Here is a 25,469-nt window from a genome sequence, read left to right as displayed (position 1 = left end):
GAATCCCCCGGCCGTCCCGCGCCCTGGCCGGGCCGGCCCGCCACCACTACCGGTGGTGGCGGGCCGCCACGCACGCCGGGGCGCGGATCAGCGGCTGCCGGCCGTCAGGCCGGTCCGCCGACGATCGTGACCGTGTACGGCCGGTCCGTGTCCGTCGTGACGCGGACCTCACCGCCCTCACGGACCACCTCGTACGTCGCCGCCACCGCGCCCGTACGGTCGGGAACGGTCACCGTGCGGGAGAAGTCGCCCGTCCCGGCGGGGGCGAACACACGGAGTTCGAGGTCGTCGAGCCACTCGCCGTCCGGGCGGGACTCGTCCGCGCCCAGCGCGAGGACCGCGCCCTGGCGGACCAGCAGGGGCAGGCTGTCGAAGCCGTGGGTCTCGCGTCGCCAGGCGGGACCGGTGACCGTGTCGCCCGTCAGCAGGTGGGTCCAGGTGCCCTCGGGCACGTAGTACTCGACCTCTCCGTCGTCGGTGAAGACCGGCGCGACCAGGACGTCCGGGCCCAGCAGGTACTGGCGGTCGACCGTGCGGGCCGTCGGGTCCTCCGGGAACTCGAGCAGCAGCGGACGCATCGTCGGGACGCCCGTGCGGTGCGCCTCGACGGCCACGCCGTACAGGTACGGCATGAGGCGGTGCTTGAGTCGGGTGAACTGCCGGGCCACGTCGACCGCCTCGTCGCCGAACTCCCACGGCACGCGGTACGAGGACGAGCCGTGCAGCCGGCTGTGCGAGGAGAGCAGGCCGAAGGCGAGCCAGCGCTTGAAGACGGCCGGGTCGGGGGTGCCCTCGAAGCCGCCGATGTCGTGGCTCCAGAAGCCGAAGCCCGACAGGGAGAGCGAGAGGCCGCCGCGCAGCGACTCCGCCATGGCCTCGAAGGAGGACCAGCAGTCGCCGCCCCAGTGGACCGGGTACTGCTGGCCGCCCGCGGCGGCGGAGCGGGCGAAGAGCACGGCCTCGCCCTGGCCGCGCTCCTTCTCCAGGAGCTCGAAGACGGCCTTGTTGTAGAGGTGCGTGTAGTAGTTGTGCATGCGCTCCGTGTCGGAGCCGTCGTGCCAGACGACGTCCGTCGGGATCCGCTCACCGAAGTCGGTCTTGAAGCCGTCGACGCCCTGGTCGAGGAGGACCTTCAGCTTGGCCTGGAACCATGCGGTGGCCTCGGGGTTGGTGAAGTCGACCAGCGCCATGCCGGCCTGCCACTTGTCCCACTGCCAGATGTCACCGTCCGACGTCAGGACGAAGTAGCCCTTCTCCGCGCCCTCTTCGTACAGCGGGCTCTTCTGCCCGATGTACGGGTTGATCCAGACGCAGATCTTCAGGCCCTTGTCCTTGAGCCGGGCGATCATGCCCTCGGGGTCGGGGAACACGGCCGGGTCCCACTCGAAGTCGCACCACTGGTACTCGCGCATCCAGAAGCAGTCGAAGTGGAAGACGCTCAGGGGGATGCCGCGTTCGGCCATGCCGTCGACGAAGGAGGTGACGGTGGCCTCGTCGTACGAGGTGGTGAAGGAGGTCGTCAGCCAGAGGCCGAACGACCAGGCCGGGGGGAGCGCGGGGAGGCCGGTGAGCGTGGCGTACCGGGACAGGACGTCCTTCGGGGTGGGGCCGGCGACGACGAAGTACTCCAGCGTCTGGTCCTCGACGCTGAACTGCACCTGGCCGACGGCTTCCGAGCCGACCTCGAAGGAGACCTTGCCGGGGTGGTTGACGAAGACGCCGTAGCCGCGCGAGGACAGGTAGAACGGGATGTTCTTGTAGGCCTGCTCACTGCTGGTCCCGCCGTCGGCCTGCCACATGTCGACGGTCTGGCCGTTCTTCACGTACGGCGTGAAGCGCTCACCGAGGCCGTGGACGGTCTCGCCCACCCCGAGGGCGAGTTGGGCGAACATGTGGTGGCTGCCGTCGTCGACGGTGGCGAACGCGCTGCCCTTGCGGCCGGCGGAGGTCAGGACCCGCCCGTCCGCGTCGAGGAACTCCAGTCCGAAGGTGCCTTCGGTGGGGAGCCGCAGGGTGAGCGGGCCGCTCGTCAGCTCGGCCGTCGCGCCCTGGACACGGGCCGTGGCCGCGGACTGCGGTGCGGCGCCCGGCAGTTCGAAGTCGGGGCCCTTGCGGCGCTTGCCGGCGTGGTGGGTGAGACGCACCGCAATGACGCCTTCGGCCGGGGCGTGGGCCTCCACGGTGATCAGCGGGGCGTTCAGCGTGTCGCCGCGGCGCTGGACGCGCTTCACGGAGGCGTAGGCGGCGAGGCGGTCGCCGTCGAGGCGGACATCGCGGACTTCCGTGGCGTACGAGGCGTGCACACCACTGCGCATCTGCCAGAAACCGTCGGTGAACTTCATGGGGGTGGTCCTTAGCCGATCAGGAGGTGCTGGGCGGGACGTCAGGGCGCCTGCGGCAAGCGCGGCTGCGGGTCCTCTCGGTTTTGATCGTACACAAAACAAATATGACCGACAGGGCTGGTGCGCGACGGAAATTCCCGGATTGCCCGGGAGGTCGATTGGCATGATGCGGCCACGGACCGGCCATGTTGGCGCCACGTGACCGATACGTCACGGAAATGGTCTAGAAACCATTGGCGGGATGGCGTATTAGTACTGCAAGCAAACAAATTGGCCGGGCGGCGGAGCTGTCGTCCGGCACCTGACGTCGACAAGAGGCTGTGCAATGTCGGACCGCTTCACTCCCACCCCTGCGGACAGGTTCACCTTCGGTCTGTGGACCGTGGGCTGGCGTGGCAACGACCCGTTCGGTGACGCGACGCGTCCCGCGCTGGACCCGGTCGAGTCGGTGGAGCGGCTCGCCGAGCTCGGCGCGCACGGTGTGACGTTCCACGACGACGACCTGATCCCCTTCGGGTCCACCGAGGCCGAGCGGGCCCGGCTGATCGGCCGGTTCAAGGACGCGCTGGAGCGCACCGGGATGAAGGTCCCGATGGCCACCACCAACCTGTTCACGCACCCCGTGTTCAAGGACGGCGGCTTCACCTCCAACGACCGCGACGTGCGCCGTTTCGCGCTGCGCAAGGTCATCCGCAACATCGACCTGGCCGCCGAGCTCGGCGCGAAGACCTATGTCGCCTGGGGCGGGCGCGAGGGCGCGGAGTCCGGCGGGGCCAAGGACGTGCGCGTGGCCCTGGACCGGATGAAGGAGGCCTTCGACCTCCTGGGCGACTACGTCACCGAGCAGGGCTACGACCTGCGCTTCGCGATCGAGCCCAAGCCCAACGAGCCCCGCGGCGACATCCTGCTGCCCACGATCGGCCACGCCCTGGCCTTCATCGAGCGCCTGGAACGCCCCGAGATGGTCGGCGTGAACCCGGAGACCGGCCACGAGCAGATGGCCGGACTGAACTTCCCCCACGGCATCGCCCAGGCCCTGTGGGCCGGCAAGCTCTTCCACATCGACCTCAACGGCCAGTCCGGCATCAAGTACGACCAGGACTTCCGCTTCGGCGCCGGCGACCTGCGCCAGGCGTTCTGGCTCGTCGACCTCCTGGAGACCTCCGACTACACCGGATCCCTCCACTTCGACTTCAAGCCCGTGCGCACCGACGGCATCGACGGGGTCTGGGAGTCCGCGAAGAACTGCATGCGCAACTACCTCATCCTCAAGGAGCGCGCCACCGCCTTCCGTGCCGACCCCGCCGTCCAGGAGGCCCTGACCGCCTCCCGCCTCCACGAGCTCGCCGAGCCCACCGCCGCCGACGGCCTCAAGGCACTCCTCGCCGACAGGTCCGCCTACGAGGACTTCGACGCCACCGCCGCAGCGGAACGCTCCATGGCCTTCGAAGCCCTCGACCAACTCGCCATGGAACACCTCATCGGCGTCCGCTGACACCACGGTGTCCGGCGGCCCTCCGTCGCCGGACACCGCGCAGCCTCCCCCGCCGTGACACCGCCGGATCCGCGCAGGGGCTTGACGACAACCCCGTGGGAGCGTTCCCATGGGCCCGGCCACCCTCTTACCGCAAGGGCACCACCGTGACAGAACCTTCCCCGGACGGACGGAACCGACGCCGCAGCCGCCCCACCAGGCGGATCGTCGTCCCCCTCACCGTCGTCTCCGCGATCGTCGCCGGCACCGTTCTGTCGGGGTGCGGCCAGCAGCGGGACGAGGACGTCTTCACCGTCATGAACTCCTCGACCGACGAGTCGTACCACCGCTGGGACGGTGACACCCTCAAGCGATGCAGCAAGCAGCTCGGTATCACCATCGAGCAGCAGAGCGTGCCGGCCGCGCAGCTGATGACGAAGGCGCTGCGCATGGCGTCGTCCAAGTCGCTGCCGGACGTCCTCCAGCTGGACGCGTCCGAGATGCCGACCTTCGCCGAGGCCGGCGGGCTCATCCCGCTGAAGGACCTCGGGCTGACCACGACGGACATCCCCGAGGGGATCGTCGACTTCGGCTCGTTCGACGGGAAGTACTACGGGGCCGCGCGCACGGTGAACACCCTGGCGCTGTTCTACAACAAGGACACCCTCGACAAGGCCGGTCTGAAGGTGCCCACCACCTGGGCCGAGATGCAGTCGACCGCCAAGGAGCTGACCCAGGGCAAGCGGTACGGCCTGGCGCTCAGCGCGGGCGGCGCGGAGGACGGGGTCTTCCAGTTCACCCCGTTCATGTGGTCCAACGGCGGTGACGAGTCGAAGCTCGACACCCCCGAGGTCGCCGAGGCCCTGGACTACTGGAAGGCGCTCCTGAAGGACGGCTCGCTCTCCAAGTCGACGGTCAACTGGACCCAGGCCGACGTGAACGACCAGTTCATGGCCGGCAACGCGGCCATGATGATCAACGGTCCCTGGCAGGTCGAGACCCTGAACGCCAAGAAGGGGCTCAACTGGGGCATCGCCGAGATCCCGGTGCCCGAGGCGGGCGACGACTCCGTCGGTCCGCTGGGCGGCGGTGTGCTGACCGTGCCCAACACCGGCGACACCGAGCGGGAGAAGACGGCCGCGAAGATCATCGGCTGTATGGCGGGCGAGCAGGAGCAGATCACCTACGCCCTGAACAGCTGGATGGTCCCCGCGAACACCAAGGCCGCCGCCGTGTGGCGCACGAAGGCGCCGGAGCTGGCTGCCCTGGCCGGACAGGTCTCGACGGCCCGCTCCCGCACCGCGAAGGTCGGCGCGCAGTGGTCGTCCGTGTCGCTCGCCCTGCAGAGCGCCTTCCAGTCCGCGCTCACCGGCACGTCCAGCGAGGCCGCTCTGAAGCGTGCCCAGCAGCAGGTCACGAGCGGGAACTGAGGTAACGAACCATGTCATCCACCACAGCCTCGGCCGCCGCGCTGCCGGCCGACCCGCAGACCCCCACGGCCGGCGTGGCCAAGAAGCCCGTGGACCCGCGGAGCGCCAAGCGGCGCAAGTCGCTCGCCCAGTGGGGGTTCATCGCCCCCGCCGTGATCTTCATGGCGCTGTTCTTCGGCTACCCGCTCGTCCGCAACATCGTGATGAGCTTCCAGGACTACTCGCCGTCCACCTTCTTCACCGGCGAGGCACCGTTCAACGGCCTGGACAACTGGAACAACGTCTTCAGCGACGGCCTGTTCGGCAAGGCCCTGTGGCAGACGATCCTCTTCACCGTGGGATCGCTCCTCGGCCAGTTCTGCATCGGTCTGGCCCTCGCCGTCTTCTTCACCCGGCGCTTCCCGCTGAACGGCATCCTGCGCTCGCTGATCCTGCTGCCGTGGCTGGTCCCGATGGTCGTCTCCGGCATCGTGTGGCGGCGCATCTTCGACCAGGACACCGGTGTGCTCAACTCCTTCCTGGGCACCATCGGCCTCCCCGGTGACACGCCCTGGCTGACCAGCACGAGCATGGCGCTGATCTCGGTGATCCTGGTGAACATCTGGATCGGCATCCCGTTCAACATGGTGATCCTCTACGGCGGCCTCCAGGAGGTCCCCAAGGAGCTGAACGAGGCCGCCGCGCTCGACGGCGCGTCCGCCTGGCGTACCTTCCGCTCGGTCACCCTGCCCATGCTCAAGCCCGTCATCACCGTGGTGCTGGTGCTCGGCTTCATGTCGACGGTCAAGATCCTCGACCTCGTCCTCGCCCTCACCGACGGCGGGCCCGCCGACTCCACCCAGACGCTCGGCACGCTCACGTACCAGAACTCCTTCGTCCAGATGGACTTCGGGGCCGGTGCCGTGGTCGGCAACATCCTGATCCTGATCTCCGCCGTCTTCGCGGTGTTCTACCTGCGGGTCAACCGCAACGAGGGGAAGTGACCGGCATGGCGACCACCACCCAGATCCCCGCCGCCCCGGCTCCCGCGGTCCACCGGCCCAAGCGCCGCTGGGGTGCGACCGTCTTCGGCGTCGTCGTCCTCGCGGTCATGCTGTTCCCGCTGTACTGGATGATCAACACCGCGCTGCAGCCGGACGCGAGCCTGGTCGACGTCGGCCCGGTCCCGACGGGCGTGGACTTCTCCGGCTTCACCTCCGCCATCACGGAGCAGGGAGCGAACCTGCTGACCTCGCTGGCCGTGGCGCTCGGCGCCGTGGCCATCTGCCTGGCGATCTCCGCTCCGGCGGCGTACGGCCTGGCGCAGTTCAACCTGCGCGGCGGCAAGACGATCGTCTTCGGCACGCTCATCACCCAGATGGTGCCGGGCATCGTCATCGCGAACGCCCTGTACAGCGCGTACGTGGACCTCGGCCTGGTCAACTCCTACTTCGGCCTGATGCTGGCGGACGCCTCGCTGGGCATCCCCTTCGCGATCGTACTGATGCGTTCGTTCATGGTGTCCATCCCGCGCGAGGTCATCGAGGCCGCCGAGGTGGACGGCGCGGGCCGCGTCCGTACGTTCGTCCAGGTCGTCCTGCCGATGAGCCGCAACTCGCTGATCACCGCCGGTCTGTTCTCGTTCCTCTACGCGTGGAGCGACTTCATGTTCGCGCTCACGCTGAACACGACGGACGACGTCAAGCCGATCACGCTGGGCATCTACCAGTACATCGGCGCGCACGTCGGCGACTGGGGTTCGGTCATGGCCGCCTCGGTGCTCTCGGCGGTGCCCGCGGCTGTCCTCCTCGTCCTGTCCCAGAAGTACATCGCCGCCGGGATCACCGGCGGCTCGGTCAAGTAAGGGTTTCCATGAGTGACTTCCCGGTCTTCCCGCCCGGTTTCGTCTTCGGCGCGGCCACGGCCTCGTACCAGATCGAGGGCGCCGTGGATGAAGACGGCCGCGGGCCGTCCATCTGGGACACCTACAGCCACACGCCCGGCAGGACGGACGGCGGCGACACGGGCGACGTCGCCTGCGACCACTACCACCGCTACCCGGAGGACGTGGCGCTGCTGCGCGATCTGGGGGTGGAGTCGTACCGCTTCTCCATCGCCTGGTCCCGGATCCAGGCCACGGGCGGCGGAGCGGTCAACCCCAAGGGGCTGGACTTCTACTCCCGGCTCGTCGACTCGCTCCTGGAGGCGGGCATCGAGCCCGCCGCCACCCTCTACCACTGGGACCTGCCGCAGGCCCTGGAGGACAAGGGCGGCTGGCGGGTGCGGGAGACGGCGGAGCGCTTCGGCGAGTACACGGCGATCGTCGCCGAGCACCTCGGCGACCGGGTGCCGCGCTGGATCACCCTGAACGAGCCGTGGTGCAGCGCGTTCCTCGGCTACTCGGTGGGCAGGCACGCGCCGGGCGCGCAGGAGGGCCGCGGGGCGCTGGCCGCCGCTCACCACCTGCTGGTCGGCCACGGCCACGCCATGAACGCGCTGCGCGCGGCGGGCGTCCGCGAGGCGGGCATCACGCTCAACCTGGACCGCAACGTCCCGGCGACCGAGTCGGACGCCGACCTCGCGGCCGTCGTCCGCGCCGACACCCAGCACAACCTGGTGTGGACCGAGCCGCTCCTCGCGGGCCGCTACCCGGCCACCGAGGAGGAGACCTGGGGCGAGCTGATCACGGGCCAGGACTTCCGCCGCGAAGGCGACCTGGAGCTGATCTCCCAGCCGATGGACTTCCTCGGCATCAACTACTACCGGCCGATCGTGGTCGCCGCCGCGCCGCACCGCGAGGCGGACCCGGCACTGCGCGTGGCCACGGACAACCGGTATTCGGAGGGGAACTATCCGGATGTCCGCAAGACCGCGATGGGCTGGCCGGTCGTCCCGGAGTCGTTCACCGATCTGCTGACCGTGCTGAAGCAGACCTACGGCGCCGCCCTGCCTCCTGTGCACATCACGGAGAACGGCTCGGCGGAGTTCGACAGCGTCGAGGCCGACGGTTCCGTCCGCGACGCCGACCGGGTGGAGTACCTCCGCACCCACCTGACCGCGCTGCGTGCGGCCATGGACGCGGGCGTCGACGTACGCGGGTACTACGTGTGGTCGCTGCTGGACAACTTCGAGTGGGCGCTGGGTTACGCGAAGCGGTTCGGGATCATCCGGGTCGACTACGACACCCTGGAGCGCACCCCGAAGGACAGCTACCGCTGGTATCAGCAGCTGATCGCGGCGCACAAGGCCTGATCGATTCCTCGGGACCGGGGGCGTACGCGTGCACGACGGCGCGCACGCCCCCGGTCCGCGTTTCACCGGGGCCCGGTTCGAGGTACCGGCGCGGGGCGACGTTCGTCCTCCTCCACGGAAATCCGGGCTCCCCGTGCCGGTACCGGACCTCTGACAGCACGTCAACGCACCGCGAACGCCCCGGGGTTGTCCATCACGTCGTGCACCACCCGGGCCGCCGCACCCCGTGCCGCGTCGCCGGAGAGGGACGAGGCCCTCAGACGGCTGCCGCTCTCCTGCCAGCGGCCCGAGACCACCCGGGCGGTGAGCTGGGCGTCCGCCGGCCCCTCCAGCCAGGGCATCAGGTTGCGGTAGATCCCGCCGAGGACGACCGCCTCCGGGTCGAAGAGGTTGACCGCCCCGGCCAGCACCACGCCCAGCCGGTCCCCCGCCTCGCGCAGCGCCCCGACAGCCCTCTTCTCCCCGGCCGTGGCCCGCTGTTCCAGTTCGGCGATCCCGCGCACCCCCGTGTCCGGGTCGATTCCGGCCGCCCGCAGCAGCGCCGCGCGGCCCGCGTACTGCTCCAGGCAGCCGTGCGCGCCGCAGCGGCAGAGCGGGCCTTTCGGGTCGACGACGACGTGGCCGATCTCGCCGGCGAACCCGTGGGCGCCCCGGAGTATCTCGCCGTTGACCACGAGCGCGCCGCCGACGCCGATCTCACCGGTGAGATAGAGGAAGGTGCGCACGCCGCCGAGGCCCCCGAACCAGAGCTCGGCGAGTGCCGCCAGATTCGCCTCGTTGCCGGAGCCTACGGCGAGCGCCCGCCCGGCCGGGCGCAGCGTGCTGAGTGCCTGTCCGAAGATGCCCTCGGCGGCGACCCTGCTCCAGCCGAGGTTGGGCGCCTGCCGGACGACTCCGCCGGAGACGAGGCCGGGCAGTGCCAGCTCGACGCCGACCACCCGCAGTTCCTGTTCCCGGGTGGACGCGATGACCCGGTTGGTGAGCCGGGCCGCGTGGGCCAGGACCTCGGCGGGCGGGATGTCGCGGTGGTCGGTGTGCTCGGTGACCCGGACCCGGTCGGTGCCGGTCAGGTCGACGGCGCACACCGACACGTAATCGATGTTGATCTCCACGCCGAGCCCCGCCGGTCCGGTGCGGGAGAGCTTCAGCACGGTGCCGGGCCGTCCGGCCGATCCGCTGGAGGTCTTGCCGGACTCGCTGAGGCAGCCGAGGGCGAGCAGCTCCTCGACGAGCGAGGAGACGGCCGCCCTGGTGAGTCCCACGAGGCTCGCCACCCGGGCCCGGGTGACCTCGCCCTCGTCACGGACGGTGCGCAGGACCAGGCTCAGGTTGTGACGCCGCACGGACTCGTGTCCGGCCTTGGCCGCCGGCGAGGCGAGGTTGCTCTTCATCGGACCTTCGACCTTGACGGCGAAGGGCCGCACCCCGGGGGTGCGGCCCTTCGCTCACTTCCTGAGCGCCTACTTGCGGATCAGGCTTCGCAGCACGTACTGCAGGATGCCGCCGTTGCGGTAGTAGTCCGCCTCACCGGGGGTGTCGATGCGGACGACGCCGTCGAACTCCACACCGGTGTCGGTGGTGACCTTGACGGTGCGCGGCGTGGTGCCGTCGTTCAGCTCGGTCACGCCGGTGAAGGAGAAGGTCTCCTCGCCGGTCAGGCCGAGGGACTCGGCGGTGTGACCCTCCGGGAACTGGAGCGGGAGGACGCCCATGCCGATGAGGTTCGAGCGGTGGATGCGCTCGTAGGACTCGGCGATGACGGCCTTGACGCCCAGGAGCGCGGTGCCCTTGGCCGCCCAGTCGCGGGACGAGCCGGAGCCGTACTCCTTGCCCGCCAGGATGACCAGCGGGGTGCCCGCGGCCTGGTAGTTCTGCGAGGCGTCGTAGATGAACGACACGGGGGCGTCGGCCTGCGTGAAGTCGCGGGTGAAGCCGCCCTCGGTGCCCGGCGCGATCTGGTTGCGCAGGCGGATGTTCGCGAACGTGCCGCGGATCATGACCTCGTGGTTACCACGGCGCGAGCCGTAGGAGTTGAAGTCACGGCGCTCGATGCCGTGCTCCGTGAGGTACTTGCCGGCCGGGGTGTCCGCCTTGATGGCGCCGGCCGGGGAGATGTGGTCGGTGGTGACCGAGTCGCCGAGCTTGGCGAGCACCCGGGCGCCGGTGATGTCCTCGACCGGGGTCGTCTCCATCGTCATGCCCTCGAAGTACGGGGGCTTCCGCACGTAGGTGGACTCGGAGTCCCACTCGAAGGTGTTGCCGGTGGGGATCGACAGCGCCTGCCACTGGGCGTCGCCCGCGAAGACGTCCTGGTAGGACTTGTTGAACATGTCCTCGCCGATGGAGTTGGCGACGACGTCGTTGACCTCGGCCTCGGAGGGCCAGATGTCCTCGAGGAAGACGGGCTTGCCGTCCTGGTCGACGCCGAGGGCGTCCTTGGTGATGTCGACCTTCATCGAGCCGGCGATGGCGTACGCGACGACCAGCGGCGGGGACGCCAGGTAGTTCATCTTGACGTCGGGGTTGATCCGGCCCTCGAAGTTGCGGTTGCCGGAGAGCACCGAGGTGACGGCCAGGTCGTGGTCGTTGACCGCCTTGGAGACCTCTTCCGGCAGCGGGCCGGAGTTGCCGATGCAGGTGGTGCAGCCGTAGCCGACGAGGTTGAAGCCGACCTTGTCGAGGTACGGGGTCAGGCCCGCCTTGTCGAAGTAGTCGGTGACGACCTTCGAGCCCGGGGCGAGGGTGGTCTTGACCCACGGCTTGCGGGTCAGGCCCTTCTCGACGGCCTTCTTCGCCACGAGCGCGGCGGCGACCATGACGTACGGGTTCGAGGTGTTGGTGCAGGAGGTGATCGCGGCGACGGTGACGGCGCCGTGGTCCAGCTCGTACGTCGTGCCGTCGGGGGCGGTGACGGTGACCGGGTTCGACGGGACGCCGTTGGAGGCGGCCGGGGAGTCGGAGGCCGGGAAGGACTCCTTGCCCGCCTCTTCGTCGTCCGCGACGTAGTTGCGTACGTCCTGGGCGAACTGCGCCTTGGCGTTCGCGAGGACGATGCGGTCCTGCGGGCGCTTCGGGCCGGCGATGGAGGGGACGACCGTGGAGAGGTCGAGCTCCAGCTTCTCGGAGAAGTCCGGCTCGGCGGCCGGGTCCAGCCAGAGGCCCTGCTCCTTGGCGTACGCCTCGACGAGCGCGACCTGCTGGGCGTCGCGGCCGGTCAGGCGGAGGTACTTCAGCGTCTCGTCGTCGATCGGGAAGATCGCGGCGGTGGAGCCGAACTCGGGCGACATGTTGCCGATGGTGGCGCGGTTCGCGAGGGAGGTGGCGGCGACGCCCTCACCGTAGAACTCGACGAACTTGCCGACGACGCCGTGCTTGCGGAGCATCTCGGTGATGGTCAGCACGAGGTCGGTGGCGGTGGTGCCGGCCGGGAGCTCGCCGGTCAGCTTGAAGCCGACGACGCGCGGGATGAGCATGGAGACCGGCTGGCCGAGCATCGCGGCCTCGGCCTCGATGCCGCCGACGCCCCAGCCGAGCACACCGAGGCCGTTGACCATGGTGGTGTGGGAGTCGGTGCCGACGAGGGTGTCGGGGTAGGCCTGGCCGTTGCGGACCATGACCGTGCGCGCCAGGTGCTCGATGTTGACCTGGTGGACGATGCCGGTGCCCGGGGGGACGACCTTGAACTCGTCGAAGGCGGTCTGGCCCCAGCGCAGGAACTGGTAGCGCTCCTTGTTGCGGCCGTACTCCAGCTCGACGTTCTGGGCGAACGCGTCGTTGGTGCCGAACTTGTCGGCGATGACGGAGTGGTCGATGACCAGCTCGGCCGGGGCCAGCGGGTTGATCTTCGTGGCGTCGCCGCCGAGCTCCTTCACGGCCTCACGCATGGTGGCGAGGTCCACGACACACGGGACACCCGTGAAGTCCTGCATGATCACGCGGGCCGGCGTGAACTGGATCTCCTGGCTGGGCTGGGCCTGGGAGTCCCATCCGCCCAGCGCACGGATGTGGTCGGCGGTGATGTTCGCGCCGTCCTCCGTGCGGAGCAGGTTCTCCAGCAGCACCTTCAGGCTGTAAGGGAGGCGCGCGGAGCCCTCGACCTTGTCCAGCTTGAAGATCTCGTACGACTCGTCGCCCACGCGCAGCGTGCTGCGGGCGTCGAAGCTGTTCGCCGACACGACAGTCTCCTTCTTCAATGTGCGCGTTCAACCGCGCCGCGCCTCATGTGCGGCCGGCGCCGCCTGCGGCCCCCACCATCCGCTAAGGTAAGGGTTAGTTAGGTAACCCTTACCGAGCGGCGGCTGCGGTGCGCCTCGGCAGATATCTCGATGTCGAGATAACTCTAGTGCATCGCCGCCGCGCGGTCATGCCCGGGCGCCTGTGTCCTGCGCCGCTCCGCGACGGCGCGCGCCAGGACCTCTGTACATCGACGACGACCACCCCGCCCGGGAAGGCACCGTGCACTTCACCGACACCACCGAGGCCGTACGGGCCTGGGTCCACGGCTGGGCCCTCTCACGGGGAGCAGCCGAACCGGACTCCTCACCCTGGGGCTTCACCGTGAACATCGGGCTCCCCGGCCACGTCATGAGCCACGTCCTGCCCACCGCCGACGCGGCAACCGTACGGGAGATCACCGGAGGCGCCACCAGGCCCGGCGTCTGGCTGAAGGCCTTCGTGCGCGCGGAGTCGCTCGGGTCCTGGATCGCACCCGGCTGGTCCCTCCCCGGCGGACCCGGCTACCTGATGTCCGCCCGGCTCCGCCCCGCCCGCGCCGGCACCCCGACCGCAGTCCCCGACGGCTACCGGCTCAGCACCTGGACGCGCGACGGCGTCACCCACGCCCGGGTATGTGCCGCCGACGGCACCCGTGCCGCGCGCGGCCAGACGGCCGTCATCGGCGCCACCGCCGTCGTCGACAGGGTGGAGACCCACCCCGCCCACCGGCGCCGCGGCCTCGGCCGCCTGATCATGCACACCCTCACCGACTCGGCTGCCGAGCGGGGCGCGACAACCGGCCTGCTGGCCTCGACGGCGGAGGGGCGGAGCCTGTACGAGACCACGGGATGGGCCGTAGCGGCCCCCCTGGCCAACGCCCTCCGGGGGCCGGACCCGGCGACGCGCTGACGCCGCGCGAGGCGGTGGCCGCCACGGGAGCACCTGCGCCGTGCCAGGTTCGCGCGCATGACCCGGCCGCTTCGGGATACGCGTACTCCTGACAGAGGAGGCGCAGATGCCGCTCACATTCCGAAAGAGCTTCCAGATCCTCCCGGGCGTCCGGCTGAACATCAATCGCCGCTCGTGGTCCGTCACCACCGGCGGACGCCACGGCCCCCGGCGCACCACGAGCAGCACCGGCAGGCGCACCACCTCCATGGACCTGCCGGGTCCGTTCGGCTGGCGCAGGACCACGCGCCGGCGTCGCGGCTGATCCTCGCGGTGGGCTTTCGCGGCTGGCCTTCGCGGCCGGACAGTTCGCGGCCGGGAGGGTCGCGGCCGGACCGTTCGCGGCCGGACCGTTCGTGGCGGCTCCTACGTGGCCGGCCTTCGCGGCCGGCCCCTCGTGGCCGGCCCCTCGTGGCCGACACTCACCACCCGTCCGGCCGAGTCCGGGGTGCCTGGCCGCCGGGCGCGCCTGACCCTTCAGGCAGGCGCCCGCCCACGGCCCGGGCACCCGACCGTCACCCGAACCGCACACCCCGGCGCGATCTTCATCTCATATCTGAGATAGCGTGCAGACATGGAAGACGACTACCTCGCACGTATCGGCAAGCTCATCCGTGACGCCCGTCAGCACCGTGGCTGGACACAGACGCAGCTTGCCGAGGCGCTCGCCACAAGCCAGAGCGCCGTCAACCGCATCGAGCGCGGCAACCAGAACATCAGCCTTGAGATGATCGCCCGCATCGGTGAAGCCCTCGACAGCGAGATCGTTTCGATCGGTTACGCCGGACCCATGCACCTTCGGGTGGTCGGCGGGCGCCGGCTCTCCGGCTCCATCGACGTCAAGACGAGCAAGAACGCCTGTGTGGCGCTGCTCTGCGGTTCGCTGCTCAACAAGGGCCGGACCGTGCTGCGCCGGGTGGCCCGCATCGAGGAGGTCTTCCGGCTGCTGGAGGTCCTCAACTCCATCGGCGTACGCACCCGGTGGATCAACGACGGTGTGGACCTCGAGATCCTGCCGCCCGACCGGCTCGAGCTGGAGGCCATCGACGCGGACGCCGCACGCCGGACCCGCTCCATCATCATGTTCCTCGGCCCGCTGCTGCACCGCACGGACCGCTTCACCCTGCCGTACGCCGGCGGCTGCGACCTCGGCACGCGCACGATCGAGCCGCACATGATCGCGCTGCGCCGCTTCGGTCTGGAGATCGCGGCGACCGACGGGCTCTACCACGCCCAGGTCGACCACGAGGTCCGGCCGGACCGCCCCATCGTCCTGACCGAGCGCGGCGACACGGTGACGGAGAACGCCCTGCTGGCCGCCGCCAGGCACGACGGTACGACGGTCATCCGGAACGCGTCCTCCAACTACATGGTCCAGGACCTGTGCTTCTTCCTGGAGGCGCTCGGCGTACGTGTCGAAGGGGTCGGGACGACGACCCTCACGGTGCACGGCGTGCCGGACATCGACGTGGACGTCGACTACTCCCCCTCCGAGGACCCGGTCGAGGCGATGAGCCTGCTGGCCGCCGCAGTGGTGACGGAATCGGAGCTGACGATCCGTCGCGTGCCGATCGAGTTCCTGGAGATCGAGCTCGCGGTCCTGGAGGAGATGGGCGTCGACTGCGACCGCACGGCGGAGTACGCCGCCGACAACGGGCGCACCCGACTGGTCGACCTGACGGTCCGGCCCTCCAAGCTGGAGGCGCCCATCGACAAGATCCACCCGATGCCCTTCCCCGGGCTGAACATCGACAACGTGCCGTTCTTCGCGGCGATCGCGGCCTCCGCGCACGGCAAGACCCTGATCCACGACTGGGTCTACGACAACCGGGCGATCTACCTCACCGACCTCAACCGCCTCGGCGGCAGGCTCCAGCTCCTGGACCCGCACCGCGTCCTGGTCGAGGGCCCGACACGCTGGCGCGCCGCCGAGATGATGTGCCCGCCCGCACTGCGGCCCGCCGTGGTGGTGCTGCTGGCGATGATGGCGGCGGAGGGCACGTCCGTACTGCGGAACGTGTACGTGATCAACCGCGGCTACGAGGAGCTGGCGGAGCGGCTGAACTCGGTGGGGGCGCAGATCGAGATCTTCCGGGACATCTGACGGGCGGGGTGTCGTGCCCCCAGGAGATGCGGGGCACGACACTCCTAAACGCCTGCCGACCTGCGGTTACACACTTGCGCGACCCCCCATTGATCATCGCTGTTTTTCATCACCTTGTGCAACGTGCGTGCAAGATGATCTTAAATTGGTGACGATGCATCAGAGATATCTGAGTGCCTGTCAGCCTTCACGGAGAGTGCTCACCAAAAGGGCCTCACCATGTCCGCACCGACGGTGCCACTGGCGTTCCTGAGATTCGGAGTTCAGTCGTAGCCGCGCACGCGCATCAAACGCACTACACCGCTACGGCCAGTTCCAGCCCGGACCTCCACGCGCACCGGCCAGCAGGTCGCCGAGCTCGTTCGCGCTGGAACTGCGGCTCACCACCGGAACACTTCGTACGGCCCGACATGTACAACAGCGCGCCCAAAGCGTTCGCGTACGCCTCCAAACTCGGCGCGAACGCGACCAACCTCAGCTGGAGCCGCGAGAACCTCTACGGGCTCCTCTTCCACCAGCTCGGCAACTACGACGGTCCCGAGGCGAAGAAGTTCCGCGAGGCGACGGGAGAGTGGCGCGCGGAGGGCGACGGACGGTATCTGCCCCCGGTGGCGCTCCTCGCCGACTGGAAGCGGCAGGAAGAGGTCTTCATCAGCCTTGCGGGGCCGTTCATGGGCAAGGACCGGCGTAAGGGCCACACCTACACCTGGATTCCGAACCATCTGCAGGACGGCAAGGCCCAGGTGAGCCCGCGGACCCGGCTGTCCAGCCTGGGCAAGACGGCGCGGCTGAGGGGCGAGCGCTGGGCCGGGCATCCCGTGCCCCTGCACTACGAGGCCATCTCCGAAAGCCTCAGCACCGCCTCCGCCGTCCGCGTGGCCGAACTCAAGGACGATCTTGGGTGGGCGGCGCTCGCCGTCGAACAACTCGAAGGCAACCAGGTCCCGATGGAGGCGACCACCGTGCACTACGCCTGGCACGTGGGATCGCTCGCCTCGAAGGTGCGGGCCCTGCTGGAGAGCGAGAAGGGAGGCAGCGGCCCGCACAACATCGACGATCCCGTGGCACTCCTCAAGGAGCTCGACGACCCCGGCGTCGTGACCAGGCGGGGCACGGACACCGTCGACCTGCCCGACATCTACCGCCTCGCCTTCGACATCAGCCGCCGGGGTGGTGTGCTCCGGATGCCCGTGTGACGGCGGGCGGCAGCCGTCCCGTGACGCGGAGCGCGCTCAGCCGGCGGCCGCCACCGTCCTACGGGCCGAGTCACACGCTCAGCGTCCCTCGCGGCGCTGCGCGTTCCGCTGCGCCTGCGGCGGCTCCTCACCGCTGAGCGCCGCGAGCACCAGATTGCGCTGGCCTCGGAAACTCCGGATCACCTGCTGGCGGACGAGATCGGTGCTCGTGCCGGTCGTACCGATCTGGCCCGTTTCCACGAGGCGCGCGAACAGGGTGTTGTCGAGGTAACCCGGGACGTTCTTGAAGCCGAAGCGCAAAGCGCCGTTGTTGCCGTCCTTCAACCGGGCGTCGTCACTCAGCGACTCGAACTGTCGGCGGGAGAAGTACATCCCGTGGATCATCTCGTTGGTGTGCGGAAGCACGGAACGTGGATGGCAGAGCTTGATCCAACTCGGGCTGGCGTCCAGTCGTTGCTCCCCACCCACACCGGCCTGCGACTTCGCATAGCGGTCCAGGCTCCGCATCCGGAGCAGCTCCTTGGCAAGGTTCCGGTCGCTGTTCGGGTAGTAGAAGCCCCCTCGTTCCGCGTTGAGCTTCTTGTACTGCACGAAGACGAGGCTGTGGCGCGAGACGTTGTAGAAAATGATGTCGCAGCCGAGGAGTCGCTCCGCCGGAGTGCGGTTGGCGTTGACCACCAGGAGGGTCCGGTCGTACTCACGGAACTCGCGCCACGCCACGTGGTTGGTCTCTTCGCTGATCCACCCCAGCATCGTGCGGGTGTCGTGGTTAACCAGATGGTCCTCGAGCGCCGGTTGATCGCCCATCATGAGGTCGAGGAACAGAGGCGGCATCCTGTCGTCGTAAAGCTCTTCGGCGGGGGGATCCCATTCGGCGAGGCGAGGGACTCGAAAGCCTGCCATGCGCGTAGCGGCGAGGGTGGCGTCGCGTTGCAGCGCCAGCTCTTGCCCCGCGCGCTTGTTTCCGAAGTCCCACGGGGCGGTGGCGTCCTCGATCATGTTCACGACTGCGCCCAGTTCGGGCCGGAGTTCGATCAGCAGGGCCCGTATCGCCTCGCCCGTCCCCTTGGTCTGCTGTCCCTCCTCGACGAGGTGGCGCTGGAGACGCGAGGGCAAGCCGGCAAGGAGTTCACGGAGGGGAAGAGGCCGTGGGAGCTCGCGGACGTAAGTGACACGGAGTTGCTGTTCCTTGTCCGCTGCCCTTTTACCTCTGGAAGACCTCCCCAGGCGAGTGATCATGAACTGTCCGTAGGAGTCGGCAGTCGCTATCAGAAGCAGATGTCTGCCCTTGGGCCACAAGTCGCTTGGCCGCGTAACCGTCCACTCCCAGTCGTGTCGCCGAGATTGGTGAAGCTCCTCGAGAGTCTTGAGGTACGCGTACTCGTAATCACGGCACTTGATGATCGCAACCATGGACGCATTTATACCGGGCCCGCAGACTGACAGCTCCGCTTCCGCCTTCTACGCCGATTCCTGGAGGAACCCCCTCCAGGTAGGCCAGTTCACTATCGTTACGCAGCGCCTCGACCGGGTTGCCGTCCAGATGCGGGTCCTGGAGGCGGAACTCCGCCGGGCACAGCGGCCACAGGCCGTGCGAGCCCTTGTCCGGACGGCGGGAGGCGGCTTCGAAGAGCCGGCGCGCCCCTGACACGACACGACCTGTCGCTTTGCCACCTCAGCCGGTAGAGGCACGGAAGTCCAGCCAGCCTTCCTTGGCCTCGCTCAGCGACTGGCGCAGATCAATCTTCGACTCCTCGGTCGGTCCGACCCCCTTGCCGTCGGCCGTGTACATCCGGTCGTCGGAAGAGAGGAAATAGGCGTCCTCACCCGCCGGGACGCCGGTGAATGCCGTGTACGCGAGGCAGTCGCCGGCAGCATAGCCGTACTCGGAGGACAGAATCTCTCCGCCCTGTCCGTGGCCGGTCGCCAGGACTTGCTTGTCCTCTACGAGCAACTTTTTCCGTGACGCCGCACTTTTCGCATGACAGGTTCCGTTGCCCTCGTCCACGAACAAGGCGGCGCCGAGCACGCTGTAGCTGCGTGCGGTGAAGGGAGTCCTGTCCACCCATGGTTCCCGCACGGCGAGTGTCGCGCCGACGCCACCGACGGCCACCAGGGCTGTCAGACCAATCACCATGAACCGTCTCAGTCTCCGGGCCGCCTCCTGTTCAGGCACCTTGGAAAGAGATATCGATCGTTCGACTGACATGATCACTTACCGGCCCCGGTTGCGGGTTCGAGTCTGTCCGGCCAGCCGGTGAGGACTCCGGTGTCCCGCAGCAGGTACAGGTCGGACATCAGTCGGGGAGGGGCGCCGCCCGCGCGCGGCGACCAGCCAAAAAAGCCGGCGGCTGCGGCGACGGCCTGTTCGGCACTGAGCAAACCGGGCCGGTCCTCGACGAGACCGAGAAGCGCCCTTTGCCGCTCGGCGGGTGAGACGTGTTCGGCCGGGCGTTTGGTGAGGCCAGGAAGCGGCCAACGCGCGTAGGTGCAGGTGCGGTCGGGCAGATCGAAGAAGCCGTTCGTTTCGCTGACACGTTCTTCGGCGACCAGGCGGTCCGCGGCGTCTTCCACCCGCCCCCTGATGCGTGCGGGCTGAGGCTCGTAGAGCAACTCACCCAGGTGACGGACCAGGACTTCACGGTGGATCGGTCCCTCGGCCTCCACGAGCCGGTGGACCGCATCTTGCATCGGCGGCCTGGGGATCCCGCCGCGTCGGCTCGCGGTCCTCGGGTCTAGGTCTGCGATGTCAGCAGGCTGGTACGGGACCGCCCAGTCGCCGTGTTGGTGGGCGACGGCGGATTTACGGGGTGACACAGGAGATCGATTCCTTCTTCGCGGTGGAAGCGGTCATGTAAGCGTCGAGTCCCGCCGCCGCCAGCGGGGCCAGCGGGTGGCGCTCGGGCCTGCGGTGAAGGCGGAGCAGGACGTGGTCGTCGTCGACGAGACAGTCCGTGTACGGCAAGGTGCGCGAAAGAAGCTGGGCTAAGTCGTCGCAGGCAACACCCACGTCGATGCCGGGCAGCCCGATCCACAGGTGAAGGGTGCCGTCCTGAACGGTCAGCTCGATGTCGATCCGGGTTCCGGCGGCTGCGGCGGCCTCGCCGCACCAGGTCAGCGTCTCGCGCAGGGCACCCAGGTGGACGGGCAGGGGCAGGAAGCTTTCCAGCCGCATATCGTCGCGGACGGTGACGCCGGTGTGCGGTGCCTGGTCTCGCCACCAGTCCTGGACGACATCGCGTACAGAGGCGGTCCGAGGTCCCGTGGCGAGTGCGCGCCGAACGGCATCGGCGGCATGCCGCCGCACTGCGTCGGCCGTGACGGTGCCCGCGTCCGCCGCCATCCGGCGGAGCAGGGAGCGCGGTCCGCGCCGGGCATCGTCGATGACCTTGCGGTACAACTCCCTCAGTGCCTCCGACACTTCGAGTGCCTTGGTGCCGTCCGCCCCCAGAAGGACCGTGATGCGATCGGACCAGGTGAGGAAGGCTTCGGTGTCACCGGTGGCGAGGAGGTCCGTGCCGAGTTCGCCGCGGGACACGATGCGTGTGCGCTGCCGCTCTGTCGTCTGGCCGAGTCCGTCGAGCTGGGCACGGAGGAGGTAGGTCAGCAGACCACGTTCGGGGTCTGTGAGGGCTTCCACGAGGTCGTCGGCTGGAGCGGCGAGGATGTCGAGCACCTCCTGGGCGACTGCCCGGTCGGCGTCGGTCTTGGAACCCGGTCCCTCAGGAGCCACGGTCCACCGCTGAGTACGGCCCCGGGCATCGCACAGAACAAGGGTCGAGGTGAAGGACTGCATGTGATCCAGGCCGGTGAGCTGGTGCTCGAACGTATACGTCATCCCAAAGGCGCTCGCGAGGAAGTTAAGGACGGTTGTCGGGTCGTGCCGGTGTTCGAGTTCGGTGAGCCAGTCGTCCAGGACGACCGGGCGGCGACGTAGCAGCCGGGGCCCATGGGCGCGCCATGCCGACGCGACGACGGCCTGGGCGCCGTCAGCGGCCATGCCGATCCGCTGCTTGTCCGCCCCGTGCCCCGCCAACACACCTTCGGCGATGGCGAGGGCACCACCGAGGCGTGCGGTGTCCTCGTTGGCGGGGGTGTGAATACGGGCCTCGTCCTCGTCCGGCACCAGCCCATGTACGAGGACACGGCGGGTTTTGGTGAGCGTGCTCAAATGGTCTAGGACCACTGAACCGTGATGGGCGAGCAGTTGGTTGTCGCGCTGCCGGGCAGCGGTCGCCGCGGGGGCATTCTCGTAGACGTACGAGGAGTGGGTGAGCGCCTGAGTCAGCAGCCCGCGTGCCTGGTCGCCGCTCAGTTCGAACATGGCGAGCAGGTCGGCGACAGCGTCCTGGTGTGCCGGGTACGCGGTCCGGTACGAGCGCGGCGGCTCGGTGGGCCCTGCGGTCGCGGCGGCTCCCGGACGGGTGGCAGCGGAGACCTTCGCGTCGGTCGGCGGGTGATCACGCAGTAGGGCACGGGACGCGGCTGCCCGTGCGGTTTTCTTGTTCGCTCCAGTGCCCACCGCCACGCGGCCGGTGCGGGTGCGTGCGGTGGCGAGGAAGGTCTTGCTGTGGTCCGGGCCGTCCTCGTCGTACTCGAACGTCAGGCCTTCCTTGGCGAAGACCTCCTGCGCCTTGGTGGTGGGGTCCGCTCCACCGGCCTCGTCGACTGGCTGGTCGAGGCCCTCACAGACGGCCTCGACCAGCCGCCGGGCGGTCTCGTGAGCGCCGAGCAGGCTGAGGGTGCCGAGGATCTGCCGGGCGACGGTCTCCGCGACGGACGGCGCGGGACGCTGGGCCTCGCCGCTCCCCATGCGGACCAGCCCGCGTCCCATGGCCCACTGGCCGAGGGCGCGCGCGCCGACCGTCCAGCGTCGGTTGTGCTCGGCCGACTGCGTCCCCACCTTCTCCGGCCGCTGGGACTTGGTGTACGCGTCGAGCAGGACGACGGCGAGCGTGGTGCGTCCGAGCCGGTCGAGCATGCCTAGCACCAGAGGGCTGACGGCCGCCTCGGACAGTCCGCTCTCATAGAGGTGGCTGCGGTGCGAGGACGCGAGCCCGAGCCAGGCCGTCGTCTCGGAGCCGGCCGCCCAATTCCCGGCCTTCTCCTGTACGACCGCGCGCACGACCTCTCCGAAGGTGCCGACGAGGGCGGCGGGTGGCTCGCACAGCGCGGGACGGTCGATGTCGCGGACCTCCAGTTGCCGTGCGACGCGGGCGTACGGTTCGACCCTCTCGGGCGGCGGGCGGTGGCCGGCCTTGGGCTGTGCGGGCCGGATGTCCCGGACTGCCGGGCGCTTGCTCCGGCGTGGTGGCGGCACTGGTGCTCGGTGGCGGTCGGAGCGCTGGGGCTTCCGCGCCGAGAACCGCTTGTTCCGCCCGCCGACCGCCCTGCTCGGGGCGTTCCTGCCGTCTAAAACGTCCTGGAGCTCGGCCATGAGCCAGAAGGGCAGCCCGGCCGGTGGTTGTCCTCCGTCGAAGAAGTCTCCCGCCAGTTCGACGCAGTACGTGTACCGCTCCCACTCGTAGTGACGCGCGTGCTCCTGCCCCAGTGTGCGCAGCGCCGCCCGCATCCGCGCGTACGGCACGTCCCTGCTGCCCAGCCGGTAGGACGTGCGTCTGCGCGCGGCCTCGATGGCGAGCGCGATGCGGTGCACGGGCGTCGGCGCTGAGGGCTCCCTCAACGCGACGATGCCGACCCAACGGTTCATAGCCCCTCCCCCCGACCGGGTGGCGCGGCCCGCAGCGACTGCCAAGCGCGGCTGTGCGCTCCCCGGCGGTGTGCGGGCCGACCCTCCCCGGCCTGTCCTTTCCCCTCCTGCCGCCGTGCGCCATCCCTGCGGATGATCACGGCGGGACTCCCCTGATCAGCGTAAGTCGCTGCATATTCGTTTGGCAGGAGTTCGGGTGAGTCTTCCGGATGGGACGAACGACTCGTGCAGTCGGCGGCCCGGGGTGCGGCGTGTGTCCTGACACCGCTGGGTCACCCTCACCACGCTCACCCACGCTTTCCTGACCACGTCCACGCGGACGCGCCGGCCGCCCGTGGCCAAACAAATTGATACCGCTCTCTTGCAACGAGACCAGCATCTGTTCAACACGCTCGTCGTCCGACTCGTCTACGGAACAGCCCACCGGCTCGATTGGTCCCACTGGCGACGTCGTCACCAAGCCCGTGCCCAGTCAGTCACTACCGGTGACAAGCCGCTCATGCATGAAACTCACGCTCTACAACTGGAGTTCTCAACCGTTCCTCGAAGGTGACGATGGGGCTGCGCCGCGGCACTCCGTAAGGAACCCCCCGTCCAGGTAAGCCAGTTCACCATCGTTGCGTAGCGCCTCGACCTGGCTGCCGTCCAGATGCGGGCCCTGGGTGCTGGACTCCACCGGGCACAGCAGCCACAGGCCGTGCGGGCCCTCGTGCGGGCGGCGGGCGGCGGCCTGGAGGGCGACCAGGAACGCACGGCCGCCCTCGTCCCAGTAACGGGAGACCAGGCCCGCATCGTGGAGGAAGAGAACCGTGCGCGGCTCGGAAGCACGGGAGTCGAGGTGCTCTACGACACGCTGCCACACGACACGGACGAAGGTGGCGAGGCCTGGCTTAATGCGGCCTGGGGCGGAGGCGGCATCGGCGCGGAGGACCACCTGCCAGTCCTGGCCCTTCTCCGCCGTGAGCCGCCTGAACTCCCGCAGGAACAAGGCCCCCAAGTCGACCGGAACGACCGGGAAGCGAGCAGCCACCGTCTCGGCCGTGCCCGGCAGGCGGACCACCTTGACCGTGAGCGCGAGGAAGCCGCCGCGGTGGGCGCTCTCGGCGAGCCGCTCGCGCAGTGCGCCGTGCGGGTCGGCGGGCACGCGGCGAAGGTGCGCACGGACCGGGGGCAGCATGCTCGTGTGCGAGCCGGTGGAGGACCAGGGGCCGGTCGATTTCGGCACCGGAAAATAGAGGCGTCCCGCCTCGTCGTTGTGCCGGAGGTCGAAGCGAGCCGCTTGAAGGGCGTCCTCCAGGACGACGTGCGTGGGCTCCCGGCCATCGGCCAGGACGTCCAGATCCGGGAAGCGGGCCCGGACCCGGGCGGCGAGTTCCGTCGCGGTGATGCCACGGTCGGCACGCATCCCAGCCCCCGCCTGCGAGATCCGCAGCGCGCGTTCCAGGCTCAGGTCACGCCGGTACAGCTCGAGACGGGGCTGTACTCGACCTGTGCTGCCACGGCGGCGCGGAGCGCCACCAGTCGGGTGTCGGCGAGCGGCGCGAAGCACTCCGGGGCCGGTACCGCACGCAGTTCCCGCACCACCTCGGCGCGGCCCGGGAGGGGCTCACGGCCGGCGAGCTTCTCCGCGCTCGTTCCGAGGGCCGCGGCGTAGTCCGCCAGTTCGTGGGGGTTCGGGTCGTCGGTGCCGGGCAGGGACCCCGCCGCCAGCAGCACCGTGTCACCGCGCCGGTGCACGACGAGCCGGGGCTCGTGCCCCTCCTCCTCGCGGGTCTCCGCCTCGACGGCGGCCCGGACGACGGCCAGCGACCTGGCCAGTACACGTTCAGGTGTGTCGTCCTGGGCACCGTGGAGAGCACGCAACTCCTGCGCGGCCTCGGGGAGGTCATCACGCGGCCGAAGTTCGCGACGATCTCAACCAGTTCGGTGCACACCGGCCGCAACCACTCGGCCTCCGCCCACCGTTTGATCTCGGCTCGATGGTGACGGGAGACCGGCGGCTGCTTGATGTCGAGGTGGTCGGCGATCCGCGCCTGGACGGGCCAGGCACCCAGTGCTGAGAGGCCGCCGTCCTCGGTCGGCAGCCCGAGCGTGAGCCGTACGACGTCGACGCGGTGCGAGCTCTTGCGGCCGGGCGCCGGGGTCAACAGCCCTGCCATGTCGTCGACCGACAGGATGCCGGTGACGCCCGCTTCCGGGCCCCCCTCCTTCACGGAGGCGGCGGACTTGAGCACGGCAGCCGCGGCGGGCTTCCCGCGCAGTGCCGCCGCCCACTGACTGCGACGGCGGTTCAGCTCCTTGCGGACCAGCGGACCGGCGCCGCGGGTCTTGTGGATGACCGACGGCTGGATCTCCAGCAGCTGCCCGACCGTTGTTGCGCCGAGGCCCGCGGCCACCGTGACCGCGCGTGGCGACAGACCGGCGACTTCCAGCTCCGTCTCCGCGCCGGCTGCCAGGGCTGCGCGGTCCCGTGCCTGCTCCACGTCCTCCCCCTCGGAACCCACGGTGGACGGGGTCGTCGGCGGCAGGTCGCTGTCGGCGTCCCGGAACACCTTCTGCCAGGCGTCCTTCATCTGCCGGAGGGTGTCGAAGCGGTGCTCGATGTCGCGGTGCAGGGCGCGCCGGAAGAAGGCGGTCAGGCCCGACTGCAAGAGGCGGTGGAAGAGTTCACCGGCAATGTGCAGTTCGGCGGACTCGTTGGTGAGCGGGTCGGTGCGCCCGTCGCCCCACAACGGCCGCTCGCCGCTCGCCATCTCGTGCAGGGTGACGGCCGCGGCATAGCGCCCGGCCGTTTGCCTCGGCGGGGCAGGACCTTCACG

General features: G+C 69.4%; 18 protein-coding genes. 9 read left to right on the top strand and 9 right to left on the bottom strand.

The annotated features are described in order from the left end of the window. Nucleotides 1-104: 104 nt before the first annotated feature. The gene (gene yicI, locus HED23_RS10770) at nt 105-2,342 is read right to left on the bottom strand and encodes an alpha-xylosidase (protein WP_203183169.1); all 2,238 of its coding nucleotides are present in this window, start codon (nt 2,340-2,342) and stop codon (nt 105-107) included. Between the two features lie 325 nt (nt 2,343-2,667). Here yicI and xylA point away from each other — a divergent pair, with 325 nt between their 5' ends. The 5 genes from xylA (at nt 2,668) to HED23_RS10745 (ending at nt 8,477) form a co-directional block, all read left to right on the top strand. Beyond that, nucleotides 2,668-3,837: a xylose isomerase gene (xylA, locus tag HED23_RS10765; RefSeq protein ID WP_203183168.1), complete on the top strand. Its 1,170-nt coding sequence runs from the start codon at nt 2,668-2,670 to the stop codon at nt 3,835-3,837. A 146-nt stretch (nt 3,838-3,983) separates the two neighbouring features. Next, complete coding sequence (locus HED23_RS10760) at nt 3,984-5,246, top strand: ABC transporter substrate-binding protein (RefSeq protein ID WP_203183167.1); 1,263 nt, start codon at nt 3,984-3,986, stop codon at nt 5,244-5,246. A gap of 11 nt (nt 5,247-5,257) precedes the next feature. Then, nucleotides 5,258-6,229 carry a carbohydrate ABC transporter permease gene (locus HED23_RS10755; protein WP_203183166.1) on the top strand — a complete coding sequence of 324 codons (972 nt, stop codon included), beginning with the start codon at nt 5,258-5,260 and terminating at the stop codon, nt 6,227-6,229. 5 nt (nt 6,230-6,234) lie between these two features. Then, the gene (locus HED23_RS10750) at nt 6,235-7,089 is read left to right on the top strand and encodes a carbohydrate ABC transporter permease (RefSeq protein ID WP_203183165.1); all 855 of its coding nucleotides are present in this window, start codon (nt 6,235-6,237) and stop codon (nt 7,087-7,089) included. Between the two features lie 8 nt (nt 7,090-7,097). Further along, the gene (locus HED23_RS10745) at nt 7,098-8,477 is read left to right on the top strand and encodes a GH1 family beta-glucosidase (RefSeq protein WP_203183164.1); all 1,380 of its coding nucleotides are present in this window, start codon (nt 7,098-7,100) and stop codon (nt 8,475-8,477) included. A gap of 161 nt (nt 8,478-8,638) precedes the next feature. Here HED23_RS10745 and HED23_RS10740 read toward each other — a convergent pair whose 3' ends face one another. Together HED23_RS10740 and acnA are read right to left on the bottom strand one after the other, a co-directional pair. After that, complete coding sequence (locus HED23_RS10740) at nt 8,639-9,868, bottom strand: ROK family protein (protein ID WP_203183163.1); 1,230 nt, start codon at nt 9,866-9,868, stop codon at nt 8,639-8,641. 69 nt (nt 9,869-9,937) lie between these two features. Then, entirely contained in the window at nt 9,938-12,652 is a 2,715-nt protein-coding gene (acnA, locus tag HED23_RS10735; RefSeq protein ID WP_203183162.1) for an aconitate hydratase AcnA, read from the bottom strand. Between the two features lie 280 nt (nt 12,653-12,932). Between acnA and HED23_RS10730 the strand changes: the two genes are divergently transcribed. The 4 genes from HED23_RS10730 (at nt 12,933) to HED23_RS10715 (ending at nt 16,940) form a co-directional block, all read left to right on the top strand. Then, nucleotides 12,933-13,601 carry a GNAT family N-acetyltransferase gene (locus HED23_RS10730; protein ID WP_203183161.1) on the top strand — a complete coding sequence of 223 codons (669 nt, stop codon included), beginning with the start codon at nt 12,933-12,935 and terminating at the stop codon, nt 13,599-13,601. A 106-nt stretch (nt 13,602-13,707) separates the two neighbouring features. Then, nucleotides 13,708-13,905 (top strand): DUF4236 domain-containing protein, encoded by a 198-nt coding sequence (locus tag HED23_RS10725; protein WP_203183160.1) that lies wholly within the window; start codon nt 13,708-13,710, stop codon nt 13,903-13,905. A gap of 309 nt (nt 13,906-14,214) precedes the next feature. After that, nucleotides 14,215-15,744 (top strand): helix-turn-helix domain-containing protein, encoded by a 1,530-nt coding sequence (locus HED23_RS10720; protein ID WP_203183159.1) that lies wholly within the window; start codon nt 14,215-14,217, stop codon nt 15,742-15,744. A 410-nt stretch (nt 15,745-16,154) separates the two neighbouring features. Further along, on the top strand, nt 16,155-16,940 hold the full coding sequence (locus HED23_RS10715) for a hypothetical protein (protein ID WP_203183158.1): 786 nt from the start codon (nt 16,155-16,157) through the stop codon (nt 16,938-16,940). 78 nt (nt 16,941-17,018) lie between these two features. On the opposite strand, the gene HED23_RS10710 is transcribed toward HED23_RS10715, so the two are convergent. The 6 genes from HED23_RS10710 to HED23_RS10680 all read right to left on the bottom strand — a co-directional run bounded on the left by HED23_RS10710 (nt 17,019) and on the right by HED23_RS10680 (nt 25,403). After that, complete coding sequence (locus HED23_RS10710; protein ID WP_203183157.1) at nt 17,019-18,056, bottom strand: hypothetical protein; 1,038 nt, start codon at nt 18,054-18,056, stop codon at nt 17,019-17,021. Nucleotides 18,057-18,615: 559 nt separating this feature from the next. Further along, on the bottom strand, nt 18,616-19,077 hold the full coding sequence (locus HED23_RS10705) for a hypothetical protein (protein WP_203183156.1): 462 nt from the start codon (nt 19,075-19,077) through the stop codon (nt 18,616-18,618). 74 nt (nt 19,078-19,151) lie between these two features. Continuing rightward, complete coding sequence (locus HED23_RS10700) at nt 19,152-19,607, bottom strand: hypothetical protein (protein WP_203183155.1); 456 nt, start codon at nt 19,605-19,607, stop codon at nt 19,152-19,154. Between the two features lie 136 nt (nt 19,608-19,743). Next, a complete protein-coding gene (locus tag HED23_RS10690) occupies nt 19,744-22,650 on the bottom strand; it encodes a putative dsRNA-binding protein (RefSeq protein ID WP_238441914.1) in 2,907 nt (968 codons plus the stop codon). A 532-nt stretch (nt 22,651-23,182) separates the two neighbouring features. Continuing rightward, entirely contained in the window at nt 23,183-24,055 is an 873-nt protein-coding gene (locus HED23_RS10685) for a hypothetical protein (protein ID WP_203183154.1), read from the bottom strand. Nucleotides 24,056-24,101: 46 nt separating this feature from the next. Further along, a complete protein-coding gene (locus tag HED23_RS10680) occupies nt 24,102-25,403 on the bottom strand; it encodes a hypothetical protein (protein ID WP_203183153.1) in 1,302 nt (433 codons plus the stop codon). Between the last annotated feature and the right edge of the window lie 66 nt (nt 25,404-25,469).

Source organism: Streptomyces pratensis (genome assembly GCF_016804005.1).
GTDB lineage: Bacteria > Actinomycetota > Actinomycetes > Streptomycetales > Streptomycetaceae > Streptomyces > Streptomyces pratensis_A.
Note: the sequence above shows the minus strand (reverse complement) of the source record. Positions and strands in the feature narration are given on the sequence as shown.

Excerpts from the sequence above, each read along its gene's own strand:
- HED23_RS10745 (WP_203183164.1), top strand. The coding sequence starts at position 7,098 with ATGAGTGACTTCCCGGTCTTCCCGCCCGGTTTCGTCTTCGGCGCGGCC.
- HED23_RS10755 (WP_203183166.1), top strand. The coding sequence starts at position 5,258 with ATGTCATCCACCACAGCCTCGGCCGCCGCGCTGCCGGCCGACCCGCAG.
- HED23_RS10705 (WP_203183156.1), bottom strand. The coding sequence starts at position 19,077 with ATGGTGATTGGTCTGACAGCCCTGGTGGCCGTCGGTGGCGTCGGCGCG.
- yicI (WP_203183169.1), bottom strand. The coding sequence starts at position 2,342 with ATGAAGTTCACCGACGGTTTCTGGCAGATGCGCAGTGGTGTGCACGCC.
- HED23_RS10750 (WP_203183165.1), top strand. The coding sequence starts at position 6,235 with ATGGCGACCACCACCCAGATCCCCGCCGCCCCGGCTCCCGCGGTCCAC.
- xylA (WP_203183168.1), top strand. The coding sequence starts at position 2,668 with ATGTCGGACCGCTTCACTCCCACCCCTGCGGACAGGTTCACCTTCGGT.
- HED23_RS10740 (WP_203183163.1), bottom strand. The coding sequence starts at position 9,868 with ATGAAGAGCAACCTCGCCTCGCCGGCGGCCAAGGCCGGACACGAGTCC.
- HED23_RS10685 (WP_203183154.1), bottom strand. The coding sequence starts at position 24,055 with ATGCGTGCCGACCGTGGCATCACCGCGACGGAACTCGCCGCCCGGGTC.
- HED23_RS10720 (WP_203183159.1), top strand. The coding sequence starts at position 14,215 with ATGGAAGACGACTACCTCGCACGTATCGGCAAGCTCATCCGTGACGCC.
- HED23_RS10715 (WP_203183158.1), top strand. The coding sequence starts at position 16,155 with ATGTACAACAGCGCGCCCAAAGCGTTCGCGTACGCCTCCAAACTCGGC.
- HED23_RS10690 (WP_238441914.1), bottom strand. The coding sequence starts at position 22,650 with ATGAACCGTTGGGTCGGCATCGTCGCGTTGAGGGAGCCCTCAGCGCCG.
- HED23_RS10725 (WP_203183160.1), top strand. The coding sequence starts at position 13,708 with ATGCCGCTCACATTCCGAAAGAGCTTCCAGATCCTCCCGGGCGTCCGG.
- HED23_RS10680 (WP_203183153.1), bottom strand. The coding sequence starts at position 25,403 with ATGGCGAGCGGCGAGCGGCCGTTGTGGGGCGACGGGCGCACCGACCCG.